The 20,140-nt window shown below is 60.3% G+C and carries 11 protein-coding genes; 5 read left to right on the top strand and 6 right to left on the bottom strand.

Translation table 11 applies throughout. The features are described 5' to 3' along the window. The first annotated feature begins 67 nt into the window (after positions 1-67). From AC5RK6_RS07925 to AC5RK6_RS07915, 3 genes are all read left to right on the top strand, one after another. A complete protein-coding gene (locus AC5RK6_RS07925) occupies positions 68-694 on the top strand; it encodes a phosphoribosyltransferase family protein (protein ID WP_087069903.1) in 627 nt (208 codons plus the stop codon). Positions 695-812: 118 nt separating this feature from the next. After that, the gene (locus AC5RK6_RS07920) at positions 813-2,150 is read left to right on the top strand and encodes an exonuclease SbcCD subunit D (RefSeq protein ID WP_101595309.1); all 1,338 of its coding nucleotides are present in this window, start codon (positions 813-815) and stop codon (positions 2,148-2,150) included. A 6-nt stretch (positions 2,151-2,156) separates the two neighbouring features. Then, on the top strand, positions 2,157-5,231 hold the full coding sequence (locus AC5RK6_RS07915) for an AAA family ATPase (protein WP_087069906.1): 3,075 nt from the start codon (positions 2,157-2,159) through the stop codon (positions 5,229-5,231). A gap of 131 nt (positions 5,232-5,362) precedes the next feature. Here the strand turns inward: AC5RK6_RS07915 and AC5RK6_RS07910 are convergent, their stop codons facing one another. The 4 genes from AC5RK6_RS07910 to AC5RK6_RS07895 all read right to left on the bottom strand — a co-directional run bounded on the left by AC5RK6_RS07910 (position 5,363) and on the right by AC5RK6_RS07895 (position 13,315). Continuing rightward, positions 5,363-8,905: an Ig-like domain-containing protein gene (locus AC5RK6_RS07910; protein ID WP_493926427.1), complete on the bottom strand. Its 3,543-nt coding sequence runs from the start codon at positions 8,903-8,905 to the stop codon at positions 5,363-5,365. Between the two features lie 2,343 nt (positions 8,906-11,248). Then, the gene (locus AC5RK6_RS07905) at positions 11,249-11,770 is read right to left on the bottom strand and encodes a DUF6912 family protein (protein WP_087069908.1); all 522 of its coding nucleotides are present in this window, start codon (positions 11,768-11,770) and stop codon (positions 11,249-11,251) included. A gap of 13 nt (positions 11,771-11,783) precedes the next feature. Continuing rightward, positions 11,784-12,740: a CpaE/TadZ family protein gene (locus AC5RK6_RS07900; protein ID WP_145989737.1), complete on the bottom strand. Its 957-nt coding sequence runs from the start codon at positions 12,738-12,740 to the stop codon at positions 11,784-11,786. Beyond that, positions 12,737-13,315, bottom strand: a complete 579-nt coding sequence (locus tag AC5RK6_RS07895) for a hypothetical protein (protein ID WP_087069911.1) — start codon at positions 13,313-13,315, stop codon at positions 12,737-12,739. Before AC5RK6_RS07895 ends, AC5RK6_RS07900 begins: the two co-directional genes overlap by 4 nt. Before the next feature lie 412 nt (positions 13,316-13,727). On the opposite strand from AC5RK6_RS07895, the gene AC5RK6_RS07890 reads away from it, so the two are divergent. Beyond that, entirely contained in the window at positions 13,728-14,624 is an 897-nt protein-coding gene (locus AC5RK6_RS07890; RefSeq protein WP_101595302.1) for a LysM peptidoglycan-binding domain-containing protein, read from the top strand. 91 nt (positions 14,625-14,715) lie between these two features. Next, a complete protein-coding gene (locus AC5RK6_RS07885; protein ID WP_087069913.1) occupies positions 14,716-15,828 on the top strand; it encodes an Rv3235 family protein in 1,113 nt (370 codons plus the stop codon). A gap of 141 nt (positions 15,829-15,969) precedes the next feature. On the opposite strand, the gene secA is transcribed toward AC5RK6_RS07885, so the two are convergent. Next, positions 15,970-18,957 (bottom strand): preprotein translocase subunit SecA, encoded by a 2,988-nt coding sequence (gene secA, locus AC5RK6_RS07880; RefSeq protein ID WP_087069914.1) that lies wholly within the window; start codon positions 18,955-18,957, stop codon positions 15,970-15,972. Between the two features lie 135 nt (positions 18,958-19,092). Further along, positions 19,093-20,097, bottom strand: a complete 1,005-nt coding sequence (locus AC5RK6_RS07875; protein ID WP_394532859.1) for a polyprenyl synthetase family protein — start codon at positions 20,095-20,097, stop codon at positions 19,093-19,095. Between the last annotated feature and the right edge of the window lie 43 nt (positions 20,098-20,140).

Raw genomic sequence — 20,140 nt, 5'->3', positions numbered from 1 at the left:
ACGAGACTTACCCGCACAGCCGGGAACAGATCCAACCGGGTAGCCGGAACTAATCGAAGGAGGAGCCGTGGGAAGCAGTGATAAGGCCGAGCCGTTGATCGAGAACGAGGGTCTTCCCGGTAGCGCGCCGGCTAGTGCGCCCACTGGTACACCGGGTAGTGCGCCCACAAACGCGCCGGTCAACGCACCCACGCATGCGCCCGCCAACACGCCCGCGCGCGAGGTCCTCACCTGGGACCGTTTCGGCGAGGTCACCCGCGAACTCGCCCGCGACATCTGGGATTCCGGCTACCGCCCGGAGATTATCGTGAGCGTGGCCCGCGGCGGCCTGCTTCCCGCCGGCGCGATTGCCTACGCTTTAGACCTCAAAAGCATGCTCGTCCTCAACGTCGAGTTTTACACCGGCATCGGGGTCACGCTCAAGGATCCGCGCCTGGTAGAACCTTCCGGTGACGTGCGTGGAATGGCCGGCAAAAAGGTTTTAATTGTCGACGACGTCGCTGACTCAGGGCGGACTTTACGCTTCGTGAAGGAACTCTGCGAAGAGTACGCCACCGAGATTCGCGTGGCGGTCCTCTACGAAAAGTCACGCTCGGTGCTCAAACCCGATTACGCCTATTTGCATACCGACGCATGGATTGCCTTCCCGTGGTCGGATAAGGACCCGGTCAACGGAGGCCAGGCGGAAGCCTAAAGCGGGGTGCGGAGCGCCGGACATTCGCGGGGCAGTGCGTTCGCGGGGCAGTGCGTTCCGCGGGCAGGAACTCCATCGGGCCAAAATTTTTGTCGTAGCCCCACAGTAGGCTGAAGCCATGAAGATCTTGCACACCTCCGATTGGCACCTCGGGCGCACCCTGCACCGGGCGGATCTCACGCCGGCCTTTGAAATGTGGGTGGATCACGTGGTGGATACCGTGCGGGAACGCGGTGTAGATGCCCTTCTGATTAGCGGGGATGTCTATGATCGCAGCGTCCCACCCGCTCCCATGGTTGAGCTTTTTTCGCGCACCCTGCGCCGACTCGCGCAACTCACCACGGTCATTTTGATTTCCGGGAACCATGATTCCCCGCAGCGCCTAGGATTCGGGGCGGAGCTTTTCCAGGAGCATATCGTCATTCGCACCGATCCGCTGCGCTGCGCCCAGCCGGTAGAAGTGCGTGATCGCGCCGGTAATCTTGGCGCACTGGTTTACCCCATTCCCTATTTGGATCCCGATGTGGAACGCCGCCGCCTGGCAGGCGATGCTGCTCATGCTGGTCACGCTGGCGCGGATCACTTGGAAGGTGCGGATAATGCGGATCGTGTCGATCATGTTCATCACGTTGATCACGCTGATCACGTTGATCGCAACGATGGCGCAGAGCTGTTGGAACGCTCGCACACCGCGGTCATGCACGCAGCTTTGGAGCGTATTGCCGCAGATATTCAGCACGGCCCGCACGCTGGCAAGCCGGTGGCACGTATCGCTATGGCACACGCTTTCGTTGCCGGCGGGGCGGCCAGCGAATCCGAACGCGATATTTCGGTGGGCGGGGTGGAAGTTGTTCCCGCCGCGCTTTTCGCCCTGGGAAGCGCAGGGGCAAGCGCCACGGCGGGCCTGAGCTACGTGGCACTGGGCCACCTGCATTCCCCACAGCGGGTGGGCGGTGCGCCAGAACCGGGTACTTCTGAAGCTAGCAGGCTGCCGCCTATGCGGTACTCGGGTTCGCCTATCGCTTTTTCTTTCTCGGAAACCCGGCCCAAATCTTCTGTTCTTCTCACCTTTGAAGGCGGGACCCTGGTGGAAGAAGAACTCATTCCGGCTCCGGTATGGCGCCCCATCGTCACCATCGAAGCACCGCTAGCCGAGGTACTCAGCCCCGCACACCGTGACGATCGGGATAAATTCGCGCGTATTCTGGTAACCGATCCGGCCCGCCCGGCGGATCTCACCACCCGGGTGCGGGCCGCTTTCCCGCACGCTTTGGAAATTCGCCACGTGGTGGATCCGGCCGCCACCCGCCACAGCACAGCGGATACTCGCCGCCTTGATTCCCTGAGCGTGCTACGCCAATTCATGACGGAAAGTGGGCACCGGGATCTCACGGAAGAAGAAAACCAGGTCATGGTGGCGGCATGGGAAGCCGTCCGCACCGGGGAGAAGGAGTAGGGACTCATGCAGCTGCGCCGCTTAGAACTTCAAGGTATCGGCTCCTTCGCGGGGCGGGAAGTTATTGATTTTGACGCCCTGGGAGCTTCCGGGCTTTTCCTGGTGGAAGGGCCCACCGGAGCTGGCAAATCAACCATTATTGACGCCGTCGTTTTCGGGCTTTTCGGTACGGTCGCGGGCGGGAAAGAAAGCTCAACCGAGCGCCTGCGCTCCACGTATGTTGATCCCTCCACCATCAGCTACGCGGACGTTATTTTCACCATCGAAGCGGGCACATTCCGGGTGCGTCGCACCCCTAGCTTCACCAAACCGGGCAATTCCTCCCCCACCGCTGCTACCGCAAAATTATGGAAGCTTTCCGAAACTGCGGTGGACCTCGGAGATATAGATGGCGGTACCCCGATTGCTACCAAAGCCCGCGATGTCGGGGTGTATATCAGCAACCTCCTCGGCCTCAATGCGGAACAGTTCTTGCAAACTATCGTGCTTCCGCAAGGAAAGTTTGCTGAATTTCTGCGGCTGGAAAGCCAGGAGCGCACCAAGCTGCTCACCCAGATTTTCGATACCCGGGTTTTTGGTTCGGTCACCCAGTGGCTCACGGATCACGCCCGCACGGCACGCGGAGCTATCGCAAACGCTCAGGAAACCTTCGTGCGGGCCGTATCGAACACCGCAACAGCCTTGGAGCTCCCCCCTGAGGAAAGTGAGTCCCTCACCGCCGCCGCTCAAGGCGTGGATCTACCAGCTGAAGGCGAAGCGGTTGTTACTGGCCTGGAGCAGGCGCTCGCTACCACCGTTGGGTGTGCTAGCGATGCACTCGCCCAAGCTGAAAAAGCCGAGGCCGCATTAGAGCTGGCTCGCGAAGCCGAAAACGCGCAACGCGCTTTGGCTGCCCGCATTGAACGCCGCCGGGTTCTGCACGCCCGGACCGGCCAGCTCCAGGAACGCGAAGCCGTGATCGCCGTGGATCGTGCACGCCTCGCGGCCCACCGCGCCGCAGCCCCACTCCTGCCACATGTACATGCCCTTGACCGGGCTCGCCAAGAGAGCCGCGACTGTGCCGGCGCCTGCACAGAAGCCCAAGCCCACCTCGTGGCTGTTTTTGCAGAATTCGGCACGGGCACCGGAGGCAAACACGGTCCCGTTACTGATCTCAGCCCTGCCGGGGTGGAATCCGGGCGCCGTCTGGTCACCGAGCTGAGCGAAGCTAGCGGGCGCTTGACCGAATTGGAGCGCTCAGAACAGGAAGTCGAGCGCAAACAACAGGAAGCTGCCCGCGCCACCGAACAGCTCGCCGAGCGCCAGAGCGCGGTGGAAGAGCTGCGTGAGGAAGCCACTACCGCGGCCACTGAACGCGAGGAAGTGGAGGGCAAGCTCGATACTGCCCGCGCCACCGCCAGCGGTGAGGCTGCTGCCGGGCAGCGGGTGCGCAGCGCCACGGAGCTCCTTGAGGTATTGGATCGGGTAGCCACCAGTGAAAACGCGGAAGCAGAAGCCCGTGCCAAGCTTGCAGATGCTCTTGCCCAGGTTCAGGAAAAGGAAAGCTCCGCCAGGAAAATCACCGATGCGTGGGTGCAGTCCACCGCGGGTGAATTAGCAGGGCAGCTACGTGAAAATGAGCCCTGCCCGGTGTGCGGATCCTGTACCCACCCGGCGCCCGCCCCGCCGGAAGCTGTGCGTGCCACTGCGGCGCAGGTGAAGGCCGCCCAGGCGGCTGCCAGCACCGCCCGCGAGCACTACAGCACCTGCCTAGCTCATGTGGAGAAAATAAAAGCCCAGCTTGTTGAGCAACGGGCCGTGGCCGGGGATGCCACCACGGAAGCGGCCAGTACGGAATTAGCTGCTGCCCGCGCTGATTTGAGTGCGGCACAGCAGGCAGCTTTGCGCGTAACAAACTTGGAGAAGCGGCTCGCGCAACTTGCCGAGAAAGCCCGCACGCGGGAAACCGCCCTGGAACAATTGCGCACCGAAGTGGCGCAATTAGAGGCTGAAAACACCTCTCTTGCACGTGAGATCAGTACCCAGCTCACCCGCCTCAGTGCGGAGTACGCCGGCTTTTCTTCTATCGCAGCGCGCCGCACGGCTCTTGATGAACTACGCGAAGCCCAGGATGCCTGGAACACCGCCGCGAGTGGGGTGCTCGCTGCGCGCGAAGATGAACAGGCTCGCGGTGAAGAGCTCGCGGCAGCGCTGGCCGGCACTGAGTTCGCGGATGCCCAGGCAGTGGATGCTGCCGTGCTCAGCAAAGTGGAAGAGGCACAGCTCCAGGATTCCATCACTGCTTTTGATGAGGAATGCCGCGATGTGAAGCGCGAACTTGCAGAACCGGAACTCGCGGAACTTCCCGAAGATGCTCAGGCTGATGTCGCGAGGGCGGAGGAAGCCAGCGCGCTGGCACGCCACGCCGCTCAAGAAGCACGGGCGCAGGCTACGAGGGCGGAGAACCAGGCCCGCTCCGGCGGGGAACGCTTGCGCACCGCACAGCGGGATCTCCAGGCATGGCGGGAAGTTCGTGAGCATTCCGGAGCGGTTGTGCGTTTAGCTTCCCTGGCTACCGCGGGCCCCGAATCGGTAACGAAGGTTCCCTTGGAAACCTTCGTGCTGCAACACCGTTTCGAGCAGGTTGTTGATGTTGCTAATGAGCAGCTCGCGGATATTTCCCTCGGGCGTTTTGAACTCATCCGGACAGACGAAAAGGAGAAGGGCAGTCACCAGTCGAAAACTGGCCTCGGCTTGGCTGTTATCGACCACGCCGGTCCCGAACCGGTCCAACGTTCCGTTCGCACGCTCTCGGGTGGGGAAACATTCTATGTATCTATCTCCCTGGCACTCGCTTTAGCGGAAGTAGTGCGCGCGGAAAATGGAGGGATTCACCTCGATACCCTCCTCATTGACGAAGGCTTCGGCTCGCTGTCGGATGGAGCGCTTGATCAGGTCATGGGAGTGCTGCATGGTCTCGGGAAAAACGGGCGCACCGTAGGTGTTGTCTCCCACGTCTCGGAAATGAAACAGATGATTAGCGAACGCATCTCAGTTATCCCGCGGGACGACGGCACCTCGCATATCCGCGTGACTGCCTAAGTTTTCTGGGTAAATCCACCGTTTAGAGCCGTGGATTGAATGTATTTCTACATGGATGAGGGGCTGGCAGACTGTCCTTGTGAAGGTTCGTCTGCCAGCCCCTCTCTTGCGTTACGCGATCAGTTCAGCACTTATGCCTTGCGGCGCCGCGTCACCACGAGCCCGCCAGCAAGCAGCAAGAATGCCGCCGTACCAGCAAGACCCACGCTCGTTGCACCAGTGACCTGAAGAGTCTTCTTGACCTTCTTGGTCTTCGGTGCAGGCTTGCCCGGATCGTTCGGGTTCAACGGGTCGGTGCCGTTCTTAATTTCGTCACCGTCGTTGATACCGTCACCATCGGTATCGGCCTTATTCGGGTTAGTCGGCTTGCCACCGTTCTTCGCGCCGGTTACCTCGTCACCATCAGTGAGACCATCACCATCGGTGTCCGGGTTGAGCGGGTCGGTGTTACCAGGCTTACCGCCCTTATTGAACTTATCGTCCTGGAACGGGTTCTTAGTGCCGTTCACCTCGTCCCCATCGGTGAGCCCGTCACCATCGGTATCCGGGTTCAATGGGTCAGTACCGATCTTCTTTTCCTCACCATCAGTGAGTCCATCACCGTCAGTATCGGGGTTCTTCGGGTCGGTCTTGGTGGCCTTGGAGTCATCAACCTTCGGGGTGCCATCCTCATTACGAGCAGGCTTACCGTTCTCGTCGATATCCGTGCCAACTTCCTCGCCGTCGGTCAGGCCATCACCGTCAGTATCCGGGTTCTTCGGATCGGTGCCCAGGTCCTTTTCACGACCATCAGTCACACCATCACCGTCAGTATCCGGGTTCTTCGGATCAGTGCCGTCCTTCTTTTCGTCCCCGTCCGTCACGCCGTCACCATCGGTGTCAGCATTGTTCGGGTCCGTGCCGTCCTTGATTTCGTCAGCGTCGGTCACGCCATCGCCATCGGTATCGGCCTTATTCGGGTTGGTCGGCTTGCCACCGTTATTCTTACCGGTCACTTCGTCACCGTCGTTCACCCCGTCACCATCAGTGTCAGGGTTGAGCGGATCAGTATTACCAGGCTTACCGTCCTTATTGAACTTGTCATCCTTGAACGGGTTCTTGGTGCCGTTGACTTCGTCGCCGTCGTTGATACCGTCACCATCGGTATCCGGGTTCTTCGGGTCGGTCTTGGTGGCCTTGGAATCATCGACCTTCGGGGTGCCATCCTCATTACGAGCGGGCTTACCGTTCTCGTCAATGTCCGTGCCGGCTTCCTCACCATCGGTCAGGCCGTCACCATCAGTATCAGAATTCTTCGGGTCGGTGCCCAGGTCCTTTTCACGACCGTCAGTCACACCGTCGCCGTCGGTGTCCGGGTTCTTCGGATCGGTCCCGTCCTTCTTCTCGTCCCCGTCGTTGATGCCATCGCCGTCGGTGTCCGGGTTCTTCGGGTCAGTTCCGTCCTTCTTCTCGTCACCGTCATTCACGCCGTCACCGTCGGTGTCCGGGTTNTTCGGATCGGTNCCNTCCTTCTTCTCATCCCCATCCGTCACGCCGTCACCATCNGNNTCGGCCTTNTTCGGGTTNGTCGGNTTNCCNTTGTTGTGCTTGCCAGTGACTTCGTCACCGTCATTCACGCCATCGCCATCCGAATCAGGGTTGAGCGGATCGGTATTACCAGGCTTACCGTNCGGNTCAGACTTGTCNTCCTNGAACGGNTTCTTGGTGCCATTGACNTCNTCACCGTCATTGATGCCATCGCCGTCGGTATCCGGGTTATTCGGATCGGTTCCGATCTTTTCTTCTTCGGAATCGGTCAGGCCATCGCCGTCAGTATCAGGATCATTGACCGTCACGGTTACGGTATCGAGTTCCTTGCCATCGCGATCCTTGACCGTGACGACAACTTCGTCCTTGTCCTTAGCATCCGGATTCGGGGTAACCGTGATTGAACCATCGGGATTGAGGGTCGCGGTACCCGGACCGTTCACTTCCACCGTTGTGCCGTCGGGTACCGGCCCGCCGGTATTAGGAAGGTCCACTGGAACACCCGGCTTACTGTTTCCGTCGTTCCACACAGGCTTGTCCGGCTCGGTAACCGTCACCTTGGAGGTATCGAGTGTCTTATCGCCGTCCTTAATGGTTACTGTGATTTCAGTGCCAGGGGTCGCGTCACCAGGAACCTTGACGACGACGTTGCCATCCCCGCCAATAGTGCAGGTGGCACCACCGGTTGCTTCGCATGTGGCCGAGGACGGAATCGGACCATTAGCAGGATCCTTCTCCAGCGTCACATCAGTGCCGGGCTTACCATCACCATCACCCCACGCAGGGCAACCGTTATTGGAAGCCGGACCGGCAATATCCGGGCACTGATCAAGCGCATCCGGGACGGTATCGCCATCGGTATCCGGATCGGTGACGGTCACCTTGGAGGTGTCGAGGACCTTGTCACCATCCTTGATGGTCACGGTGATCTCGTCCTTATCCTTAGCATCCCCAGGAATCTTGACGACGACGTTGCCATCCCCGCCAATAGTGCAGGTGGCACCACCGGTTGCTTCGCAGGTGGCCGAGGACGGGATCGGACCATTAGCCGGATCCTTCGCAAGCGTCACATCCGAGCCAGGCTTACCATCACCATCACCCCANGCCGGGCAACCNTTATTGGAAGCCGGCCCAGCGATGGTCGGGCACTGATCCTTGCCATCGGGGACATTGTCGCCGTCGGTGTCGGGGTCAGCAATGGTCACGGTAGCGGAGTCAAGATCCTTACCGTTCGGGTCCTTGACCTTGACGACGATCTGGTCCTTATCCTTGGCGTTCGCGTTCGGAGTGACGGTGATCGAGCCGTCTTCGTTCAGGGTTGCGGTACCCGGCCCGGTCACCTCAACCGTGGAGCCTGCCGGGACGGGGCCACCCTCATTAGGCAGCTTAACCGGTGCGGACGGCTCGGTGGTCGTGTCATTCCAGATCGGGTTGTTCGCGGGAATAACGGTCACCTTGGAGGTGTCCAGGGTCGTGTCACCATCCTTAATGGTCACCGGAATCTCAGTACCGGGGGCAGCGTCTTCCGGAATCTTGACGACGACGTTGCCATCCGGGCCAATGGTGCAGCTAGCACCATTACCGGCTTCACAAGTAGCGGTGTTCGGGATATCGCCGTTAGCCGGATCCTTCNCNANNGTCACATCCGAGCCAGGCTTACCATCACCATCACCCCAAGCCGGGCAACCATTATTAGAAGCCGGCCCAGCAACAGACGGGCACTGATCCAACGAATCAGGAACAGTATCACCATCAGTATCCGGATCAGTGACAGTCACCTTCGACGTATCAAACGTCTTATCACCATCCTTGATCGTGACAGTGATCTCGTCCTTATCCTTCGCGTCACCAGGGATCTTGACGACGACGTTGCCATCGGGGCCAATGGCGCAGGTGGCACCACCAGTCGCCTCGCATGATGCAGTATCCGGAACCTTGCCATTAGCAGGGTCCTTCTCCAGCGTCACTTCAGCGCCGGGCTTACCATCACCATCACCCCANGCNGGGCAACCATTATTAGAAGCCGGCCCAGCAACAGCAGGACACTGATCCTTCAGGTCCGGAGTGCCGTCGTTATCACCATCGGAATTCGGATCACGCACCGTAATCGGAGCAAGAAGAATCTTTTCACCCGTCGGGGTAGTCATCTTGACCGGGATGAGGTATTCGCCAACTTCAGCATTTCCAGCGGTCGGAGCAAGGGAAATTGTCCCATCCTCATTAACCGTCGCCCAGGGCTGCTGGCCAACCTTCACCTTGGCCTGGTCGACATCAGCAAGCAGTTCCGCCGGAATCTTCGTGTTGTCATCAAGCGGAGCATACTTGGCATCTCGCGGCTTGGTTCCGTTTTCCTTGTGAAGCGGCGAAGCAACAGTCTCGGTCGTGTCGAGGTCAACCGAGGTGTGCTTGTACTCCGGAGTGGGCTTGGCGGCAAATGCGTCCTTGGCTAGCGCAGTATCGCGCGAGCCCTCGGGATAGATTGTTGCCGTGTAGATTTCGTCATGATCGAGATCAGCCGGAACGGTCAGAGGACACGAGTTCACAACTCCCAGGTTTGAAGATGTGGAGATGCACTTATGCACCTCGTTACCCTCGGAATCCGTCCACACAATTTCGTGACCGCTCGAGGGAACAAAACCAGTAGCCTTCGTTTCGACCGTCACGCCAGGAGCCGCAGGCTTAGTGGTCTGGTTGTACTCCAAAACCTGGAAATCACGATCCTCCATACGAAGGGCAAAATCCTGATCCCTAATATTGCTCATAGCGCCGTCGGTCGCATAGTCAACAACCTGGGCGCCGTATTGATACAAGTTATCCGGGAAGTTATCAAGGGCGCCCCCTACTCCATCAGGAAGAACGGGAGCAACGTACATATATTCGACGTTAACGTGTCGCGACTTGAGGTTACCCTTGAGCCACGAAGCGCTCGCACCTTCGGGAACCGGATCGCCGTGTTGCCCAGCATTCACAATTCCCTTGTAGCTGTAAGAGTCACCCCACAGGCCCTGGAACTGGATGTGATAATTACCCTTGGCATCCGTGACCGCGTAGGAAGTCTCGGCGATAGCGCTCTTCCCGGTCTCCTGCTCATACTTCGCCATAATTTCACGCTGCGCAGCTTTAAACTGCTCGCGAGTATAGCCGTTGTGGTTCTTCTTCCATTCGTCGAAGAGTTTCGCCACTCCGTCTTGAACGTATGCGCCGACTACTTTAACGCCAGGTACTGCAACATCACCAAAGCTGTCTTGGAACATGCGCACCGCCTTGGGTGCACCAAACACATTCCTCTGGTCATAGAAAACACGACCCGAAACCCAGCCACCGTTTTCTTGGTTGGTGGTTTCCTTCCAAGTGCTCTCATCCGGGAACATCTCGCTAATTTGCGGGCGCTCCTGATATGAAATATTGAAGTTCTCCGCAGCGGACTGTGGCCATGCATTCCACGTACCTACATAACGCTGCACCATCCCGTTACTAACAAATACGCCGTCGGCTTCGACAAATGAATTGACGTACTTGGTTTTATCGGGGTTATCGGACCAAATACGCAAGCCTTGCCCTGCCTGAGCTTTCCACTCATGCTCGATACCTAGTGCGTCCGTCCAATTAGGGAGCTTGATCGAGTACTTGCCATCGGCTTTAGTTTCGGTCCAATAGACCGGCGAGACAGCACCCTTCAGCTTTTTGTTTTTAAAATCAACCCACTGGGCATACACTTTGACGCCAGCCAGGCCCTCATCATTACTGTCAAAACTAGCGATACTGCCGCCTCGGTCGTGGAAAACTCGGCCATATACCGAGCCTTTAATTTCACCGAGATTACCGTCTGACCGCTGTAGCTCATAGGCTTGTGCAGAAGGAGCGCTAAACGTCGGGGTGAGACTCAAACACAAAGCTGCAGCAGTAAGGCCCGCCCACAGCTTCTTACGAAGAGATACCCCCCCCCCGCTCGATTGCCAGCCGGAGCGAAAATGCCGGGTGCCGAATTAAGCGACCCCGTGTAGTGAGACATCTTTTCTCCATTGGTTAGATATACGGATATTTAGGAGCCGGACGCCGTCACATATGTGAAAATTATGAAAGTGATACACCCAAGTATCACCAAAACACAATCAGTAACGCACCGTATCGCCTAAACATTCAAAATCGTAACACAACCATGAATATCCCCTTTGATATTTAGCAATACCTCATCAAATATGCATATACCGCTTTGACCTGGGGCTTTATTGGACGCCCCCCAATTGATAGGGGACTTTCCGCCCATCTTGCAGTCTTTATGTAACTTATTTTCCACAAAGTGTGTGGAACATAACCACCCGCCTGCACATGGACTCGTGAATCATTATTCAATTTGCACATAGCCTCTTTGAGAGAATAAGTCTCATAGATATGAGAGAACTATTCGCGCGGTTTTCATAACAAGCGGCTATACATGCAGCATCATCCGATCAGCATGCACATCCAGACCACATAACCATGTCGGCGCCTTAAACGCTTGCCGCTGCACCCAGTTCGAGGGCTAGATCAAGGCGTTCGGAAACGTCGTACCAGAGCAAGTCCTCCTCGGCGAGTACCTTGAAAGCGGCCTCGTCATCAGGCCCTGCCAGCACGTAGGGTTCCATCTCCGGCCCGTCCACGTGGATAGACACCACCTCAGCCCAGGAGAGCTCATCAGAAAGCTCAAGGGCCGTGGGTAAATACTCCTCCGGGTTGGCAAGATCCCGGCATTTCTCGGGTGCTACCTCAGCGGCAATCACAACTCGGCGCGGGCGCAGCCCGCCCCGCTCCGGGAGCACTACCCCGAACTGAGGATCGGCCTTCCCGGCGAACATCGCCGAAACGGCACACAAAGAATCATCCGCGGCCGCGTTGAAAGCAATCGCCTCGAGATAGTCACGATCTTCATCATTCACTTCACGCGCCAGGGCCTCCGTTGCCGCGTGCACCACACGCCCGGAAAGCACGGACATCGCAACATCGGCAGGAGTAGCCGGAAGATAAATTCTCATGCGCCCAGTCTACTCACCGCCCCACACCCCGATAGTCCAGAACGGCACGCGCCAGCCGCCGCACATCCCGACTCACCCTACTGCGAGGGGCTACAGCCACCACGCTGGTGCCGGCTCGTTCGGCCCGTGCGTAGCGAGCTTCGTCGTCGCCCACCCCTATCACGGCGGGTATCTCACTCTCCCCGAGAAGCGAGGCGAAAGTAACGCGATCCTCCAGACCCGCGCGGGTGACCACCGGCAAAGCCGCGCGGGCCAGCGCCCGGGCCCGCCACCACGCCTCCACTCCGCGGCGCAAACCCACCGGTCCGGCGCGGCAGGCCACCACCACGAGATCCGCGGAAAGAAGCGCACTGAGCGTCAAGCTATCACGCTCCCCGCTCGCCCCGATACATCCCGCGCTACTCCGGGCTCGCTGGCCTAGCTGATTGCGCCAATCGTGCTGATTCAAAGTGAGGAATCCGCCTGCCTGAGCGCTGGCCTCGTCGAGAAAAGTGGGAAGTTCCGCGGCGCAATCAACGATGGTGACCTGCGCGAAAGGTCGGAGCTTATCCCACAGATCGCCAATACCGGGTCCAATCAGCTCATGCCAGCGGCCAGCGCGATTGAGGCCGGGGAGGAAATGTAAAGTGCCACGCGGGCCGGTGCGCAGTTCCCGCACGTAACGCGGAAGCTGCGTCTCTAGCGCGTCGCCAGCATGCAGGGCGCGGGCCACTCCGATGAGCCCGGCTGGCTCCTCGCCCAGGTCCACGAGCTGCGCCAAGGACGGGTTGCGGGTATCCGCGTCCACCAGCAGCACCGCATGCCGCTCGCTCAACACCCAGGCAAGATCGCGTGCCAGAGTGGAACGCCCCGGGGCGCCCGCGCTCCCCCAGATGGCCACCAAGAAACCGGGGTCAGGATGGGGACGCTCAGCAGGATTCGTGTGCTTCGAGACATTGCCATGCTTCCGGCGCTCAGGATTCGACCTCACTGCACCTCACCTACCAGCGTGAATGACGCACCCGCCGCGAGCTCCTCAAGCGCAGCTCCGAGCTCGGCGCGCGGGATATGAACTTCCATCGCCGCCGCGCCCGCGAAATGCGTATCGCTAGCCGTTCCCGCGAAGATAACCTCCCGGGAAATCAGCCGGGCGGGAGCTTTTTCGCCGGTGCCGCCCGCGGCGGGAAGCGCCCACAATTGCGCCGGTGCCCCGCGCGCCAGAGCAGTGGGAAGCGCACCGCTGAGCGGCAGCATCGTAACGACCCGCTCGCCCGACATGCGCAACGCCGACTTTTCGACCAGCTCACCCGGGTAAATCGTGCGCCCAACCGTACCGGCCTGGCCTGCCGGTATATAGGCGTCGGCCAGCCCGGCCGGTACTTCCACCACGGCCAGACTCGCCTCATCCAGCGAGGTGCCGGGCACCACCGCCTCGGTTGCCCGATAGACGGGCACGGTCACCGGGCCGCGCAGCGCATACCCGCCCGCGAGCGCGCCGGCAGCAATCAACGCCACCCCACCTGCCAGACGCGGATCTTTCCACCGCGTCCACGTTTTCTCACGCATCCGCTTCCCCTTTCGATTGACCGCATGTGAGCGAACTTGACCACACTCGAACGCATGTGACCGCGAAAACTCGCGACCGGGAGCGATGCGAAGTGACCGGAAACGACCAGAAATAACCACCACTTTGGCCTCCGCTCACGCCCGCTCGCGCCGTGGAGTCAGTGTGGCAGCTAGCGCGCAACTCGCCAAGTCCTCATCCACAGCTTGTGGATATCCAGGGCATTCCCTGCCGTTTCTTATATGAGTTATCCACAGGGGGATGAGGCCGGGTGTACCCGGCTGATTAATAGTTGAGCCACACGGGACATTTAGTCATACCACCACGGTGAGAACCGCGTGCCACCCGCTCTTCATCACGAGCAGAGCACGAGGTTTTCGATCCTGACCGGTAACCCCACTGAAGAGGTTCACGATGTCGGCAACGATCAAAGCGCTGTTATCGGCGCTCGCAGGGCTCGCGTCCGCATTTTTCGCGGTCGCGACCGCCCGCTTGCATGCTCCGCCCGGGAGCGTCGCCCAGCTCACCGGGACTCTCACCGTGGGCGTATGCATCGTCGCGTGCTTGGCATGCGCGCGGCTCACCCTCTGCTATTGCGCGGTTGCACGCTTCGCGCGCGGGAAGGACGACGCCGTCACCCGCCTCGCCCGTCGCATCGGCGGGCGCCATTTCCGCACGGCTCTCACCAGCACTCTCGCCACTACGCTGGTGGCCATGCCCGGGGCATGGGCCGCGGAGCCGAACTCTGGCAGCGGCGTCGATATTGGCTGGGGCGGTGACTATTCCGCTCTTCTCACCTCGCCTTCCCAGCCCAGTCCCGATCCCACCGGGTCGTTCCGCGCGAATCCCGATGACTTGCTCGGTGATGTCTCGTATCGAGACGACGCGGGTGGCTACTATTTGCACCCGCCGGCGCTACCTGCGGCATCGCCTTCGGCTGAACCGGCCGAACCTGCTCAGCCCTCTCTGGCAGCTCAGCCAAGTGACCCGGGTAGCGCTCCCGCCGAATCGTTACGCCCCACCGCGCGCAGTACACCCGCCCTTTCCCCGACCGAGATTTCGCAGCTGACTGCCCCGCTCCTCAACTCGGATCCGCAGCCCGCGGAGCTGCCGTGGGCAGCGCCTCCCCCGATTTATATTGTCCAGCTCGGGGACACCCTTTGGGATATTGCCGATACACACCTCGGGGCCGGAGCGAGCGATGCGGATATTCTCGGCTATACCCACGCCATCGCCGCGGCCAACACCATCGAGGATAGCGACCTCATTTATCCCGGCGAACACTTTATTCTTCCGCCAGCGCGGGAGTAAGAGTCACGCATCTGCTCCCACCACCCATATTCAGTCCTGCCTCGGCCATCGAGGCTCGTTCCCCTACCCCCACGCATCTCAAGGAGATCCCATGTCCACTGCTCCGCATACCGAAAATACCCCCGGTGCTACTGAAACGACGACGCCCGCTCACCCCGAACCGCAGCCCATAACCAACGCTGCGGGTCAGGATCTGCCTCCTCCCGAAGAAGTCACCGCGGAGGGCCAGCCGGGTTCGTGTTCCCATCTCGGGGCGGAGGAGCCGGAGATGATTCGGGTTTCTCGGCTCCCACCTGCACCACCTCCCGTATTTGCGCAGCCGGATATGGATGAAATTGTGTCCACTCTGGATCAGGTTCAACTCGCGGAAATCACCCAATATCGCGCGGTCACCCGCCACCCTCCCTTCCCGCCGGCACCCCACGAGGAAGATACCTGCGTGGCGGAAAACGCGCCGCCCGCGCGTGGGCTCGTAGCCGAGTCCGCAGGCGAGCTCGCGGGTGAGCCCGCGGAGCTACCCGATGCTCTGATTGGCGAGCGCCCCGGCACCGACGCGGACCCCACAAACGACACGGCCCCCGCAAACGGCACGGAATCCACAAACAGCGTGGAGTTCACAAACGGCATGGAACCCGCCCAAGGCGTGGATCCCATCGATGCCTTTGAGCTGATCGATGATGTTTACCTCACTGATGGTGTTGACCCCGCCGGTGACTTCCACGCCATCAATGCTGAGAACAGCACCGATACCTACACAGCCATACCGACCGAATCCAAACTCCACCAATGGAACCGGCTCGCGCTATCCGCCGCGCCCTACCGTGATATGTGGCGTGAGGAGATGGCTACCCTGGATGATCCACTCCCGCCCGAGATCCGGCCACCGCATCGTTTCGCCGCCGGAATTATTATCTACTCCATTGAGGTACTGCTGGGCCACCGCGCACCCGGATATGTGCGCCCGCATCTCAGCCCGGAGGTATTTGCCGCGCTCGTGCGCCGGGCCGGCCTGGCTATGCGTATTAAAGGGAAAGCACCCTGGCTGGGAAACCTGCGGATTTCCACGCTCAAAATAACGCATCCACGCCCGCGCGTGGCCGAGGTCATCGCCTGCGTATATTCGGGCGAGCGAACCCATGCGGTTGCCATGCGCATGGAATTCCTCGCGGGGCGCTGGATCGTCGTCGCCTTGGAAATTGGGTGAACGGGCCCCAAGGGTAACAAAAACTATCCCGAAACGCGCACGCAGGGCTATTAGGCCGCAACGCATCCGAAATAAAAACAAGCGCCGGCCGGTCACGCAACTATCACGCACGTGACCGGCCGACGCTCATATATCTAAGGCCTACCGCCGCCGCTTCTTGTTCTGCTTGGCCGCGGCCCGGCGCTGCGCCCGGTTACCACCACCAGAACCGCCAGCACCACCCGCACTGCCCCGGCCCCCGCGCGAACCGCCCCGCGCACCGGTGGTTTCCGTTTCCCCGGAACCGTCCTTCGCCGCCGAGGAATACGAAACATTCTGCTGGCGCTTCGGCTGCTTAATCCCCAGGGATTCCGCGGTCACGCGCTGGCCCGAGGCCCCCTCGGCGCCTTCACCCACCGCGGCCTGCAAAGCCCGCTGCTGTTCCGCTTGCACCTGGCGTTGCTTTTCCTCCAGCAACTGACGCTGCTGTTCCTGGGCGGCACGCAGCGCCTGCTGGGAAGCGGACACCTGCTCGGCACTGCCCGCACCGCTGGTGCGAATCGCCACTCCGGGGCCGGCCATACCCGCCGCGGTATTCCCCGCCACGGTCACCGGGCCGGTCGCCTGAGCTTCAGCCTCCAGGCGCGCCGCACGTTCGGAAGGAAGCTCGAACTTGAAGAGGTACCGGACGGTTTCCGACATGATATTGTCGTTCATCGCCTGGAACATGCGGTAGCCCTCGTCCTTGTATTCGACGAGCGGATCGCGCTGCGCCATGGCGCGCAAGCCAATACCTTCCTTGAGGTAATCCATTTCGTAGAGGTGCTCGCGCCACTTGCGGTCCAGCACGGACAGCACGATCTGGCGTTCCAGTTCGCGCATATTTTCCTCGCCGACTTCCGCTTCGCGCTCCTCGTAATGGGCGTGAATATCATCGGTGAGTTCGCGCTTGAGCGCGGTGCGATCCAGCTGGGAGGGCCCGCCAATCTCATCAAGGTATTCCTCCGCGGTGAATCCGGGAGTGTAGTAGCCCTTGAGGTCCGTCCACAGTGCGGAAAGATCCCACGCTTCCTCATTATCATCGGCGGTGTGGGCGCTGACCACGTCATCCACCACGAAGTCGAGGAAGCCCTGCACCATGGACTCCATATTTTCGCCCTCGAGGATGGAACGCCGCTCGGTGTACACCACGGTACGCTGGTCGTTCATCACGTCGTCGTACTTGAGGACGTTCTTCCGCATTTCCGCGTTCCGCGCCTCATTTTCGGTTTGCGCCCGCGAAACGTTCTTCGACATCTGCTTGGTTTCGATCGGAGCATCGTCGTCCATGGCGTAGCTGAGCATCCGCCCGGCCATGCCCTGGCCCCATAGGCGCAGCAGGTCATCTTCCAGCGAGAGGTAGAAGCGGGATTCGCCCGGGTCACCCTGGCGGCCGCTACGCCCGCGCAGCTGGTTATCGATACGCCGGGATTCGTGGCGCTCCGAACCGAGCACGTACAGACCGCCCAATTCGGCCACTTCTTCGTGTTCGGCCTTGACGGCTTCCTGCTGGCGCGCCAGCTCTTCGGGCCAGGCCGCTTCGTATTCTTCCGGGGTTTCTTCCGGGTCCAGGCCGCGTGCCGCCAGCGCATCCACCGCGCGATGTTCGGGGTTGCCGCCCAGCATAATGTCAGTACCGCGGCCGGCCATATTGGTGGCCACCGTAACCGCGCCCTTACGCCCGGCCTCCGCAACCACGCGCGCTTCCCGCTCGTGCTGCTTCGCGTTGAGAACCTGATGCTCGATGCCTTCACGTGCGAGCAAATCGGAGAGCTCTTCGGAAGCTTCCACCGAGGCGGTACCCACCAGCACCGGCTGGCCCTTTTCGTGGCGCTCCACAATATCTTCCACAACCGCGCGCAGCTTGGCGGCGCGGGTGGGATAAATAAGATCCTGTTCGTCCTTGCGGATCATCGGCTTATTCGTGGGGATGGGAACGACGCCGAGCTTATACGTCGAGGCAAATTCCTCAGCTTCGGTTTCCGCCGTACCCGTCATGCCGGAGAGCTTGTTGTACAAGCGGAAGTAGTTCTGGAGGGTGATCGTGGCCAGAGTCTGGTTCTCCGCCTTGATCTCCACACCTTCCTTGGCTTCAATCGCCTGGTGCATGCCTTCGTTATAGCGCCGCCCGGGCAGCACGCGCCCGGTGTGTTCGTCCACGATGAGCACTTCGCCGTTGAGCACCACGTAATCGCGGTCCCGCTCGAAAAGCTCCTTGGCCTTAATTGCATTATTCAGGTAGCCGATGAGTGGAGTATTGAGGGATTCGTAGAGGTTATCGATACCCAGGGCATCTTCCACCTTGTCAATTCCCGCTTCGAGCACACCCACGGTGCGCTTCTTCTCATCCACTTCGTAATCGGTATCCCGGCGCATACGCAGCACCAAGCGCGCAAATTCGCGATACCACTTATTCGCATCGCCTTCCGCCGGCCCGGAAATAATGAGCGGGGTACGCGCTTCGTCAATAAGAATGGAATCAACTTCGTCAACGATAACGAAATTATGCCCGCGCTGCACCAGCTCACTGGTCCGCCACGCCATATTGTCACGCAGGTAATCGAAACCAAATTCATTATTGGTTCCGTAAGTAATATCCGCATTGTATTGTTCGCGGCGCTGTTCGGGAGTTTGCCCGGTGAGAATACACCCGGTGGTCACCCCGAGGAAGCGGTAGACGCGCCCCATGAGTTCGGACTGGTAGGAAGCCAGGTAATCATTAACCGTGACCACGTGCACGCCCTCACCGGTGAGCGAGTTGAGGTAGGCGGGCATGGTTGCCACCAGCGTTTTACCTTCACCGGTTTTCATTTCGGCAATATTGCCCAGGTGGAGGGCCGCGCCGCCCATCACCTGCACATCATAGGGGCGCTGACCGATGGTCCGCACCGCCGCTTCACGCACCGTGGCAAAAGCTTCGGGAAGGATAGCATCGAGGGTTTCTCCCTCTTTCAGGCGCTCCTTGAAGCTATCGGTTTGCGCGCGCAACTCCTCATCACTCATCGCCGAGATATCACTTTCGAGCGCATTGACCTGCGCGGTGATGTTCTTCAGCTTCTTCAGCGTGCGGCCTTCGCCGGCGCGAAGGATACGATCAATCAAGCGTGCCACTTCGTCGAGCTCCTTACCGTGGGCATACGGATGCAATTGTACGGGGTAGAAGCGCGCCCCGCCGCACCTCTTTCACCATTAGCTTTGCGTTCTTCATTACGCTCAGTTTTTCACCAGCTCGGCAAAGCCGGCCGCCTAGACCGTACGGTCCACCACCGAGCGGGCATATTGCGTTAGAGCTTCCCGTACCGCCGTGTTCTCCAGGTCAGCGATAGCCGCCACGGCCCGCGCCGCCCATTCCTCGGCGAGCGCCCGGGTTTCTTCCATAACCGAATGATTCCGCAAAGCTTCGAGCACGGTATCAAGGCGCTGCCCGGCAAGCTCTCCGCGGTCCAATTCCGCCAAGATCGCTCGGCCGTCGTCGTCCAATACCCCCGCGGCGGCGCGTTCCCGCAACAAAATAGTGGGCATGGTATCCACCGATTCGCGCAGGTCCGTGCCCTGTTCTTTACCGGTTTCTTCGGAAACAACATCGATATAGTCATCGGCGATCTGGAAGGCGATCCCCACGTTTTCGCCAAATTCTTGCACCCGAGCAGCAACTGGGGCGTACTCGGCCTCCCGGTTCCCGGCCGCGGCAAAAACGCCTTCACGTGCTGAGGCGGCAATAAGCGACCCGGTTTTCCCGGCAAGAACCTCCAGGTAGTGCGCCCGTGGGGACACTCCGTGCGTGCGCCCCACGGTTTCCAGCAGCTGTCCGGTGCACAGGCGCCGGAAGGTTTCGGCGTAATCCTTAACCGCCCGCGCTCCCAGGTCCGCCATCATGGACGAAGCGCGCGAAAATAGAATATCTCCGGCCATAATCGCCGCGGAATTACCGTAATTGCGATGCGCGGCCGGAACCCCGCGCCGCAGCGGAGCTTCATCCATAACGTCATCGTGGTAAAGCGAGGCCAGATGCGTGAGCTCCATTGCCACCGCCACGTGCTCGACCCGCTCGGATTCCGGCTCCGGGCCCAGATACCCGCAGAGCAACGCCAAGGCCGGCCGCATCCGCTTTCCGCCCGCCTCGGCAAGATACGTGGTGATCGGGTCCACGCGCAGGTCACCAAAATGCGTGGCCGCGTCCAGCTTTTTTTCGACGACGCCGAGCCGCTCCCCCACGCGGGTGAGTAGCTCTTCGACAGTCAGGTCTTTCACGATAGCCAATCCTAGCTTTCCGATGGTGCGCCGGCCCGCGGCC

The organism is Actinotignum sp. usb-actsch-213, assembly GCF_059085665.1.
The sequence above is the reverse complement of the archived record's forward strand: the minus strand, read 5'-3'. Positions and strand labels throughout refer to the sequence as shown.

Bases quoted from the DNA above. Each gene is read 5' to 3' on its own strand.
- AC5RK6_RS07920 (WP_101595309.1), top strand. From the start codon at position 813: ATGAAGATCTTGCACACCTCCGATTGGCACCTCGGGCGCACCCTGCAC.
- AC5RK6_RS07915 (WP_087069906.1), top strand. From the start codon at position 2,157: ATGCAGCTGCGCCGCTTAGAACTTCAAGGTATCGGCTCCTTCGCGGGG.
- AC5RK6_RS07905 (WP_087069908.1), bottom strand. From the start codon at position 11,770: ATGAGAATTTATCTTCCGGCTACTCCTGCCGATGTTGCGATGTCCGTG.
- AC5RK6_RS07895 (WP_087069911.1), bottom strand. From the start codon at position 13,315: ATGCGTGAGAAAACGTGGACGCGGTGGAAAGATCCGCGTCTGGCAGGT.
- AC5RK6_RS07890 (WP_101595302.1), top strand. From the start codon at position 13,728: ATGTCGGCAACGATCAAAGCGCTGTTATCGGCGCTCGCAGGGCTCGCG.
- AC5RK6_RS07885 (WP_087069913.1), top strand. From the start codon at position 14,716: ATGTCCACTGCTCCGCATACCGAAAATACCCCCGGTGCTACTGAAACG.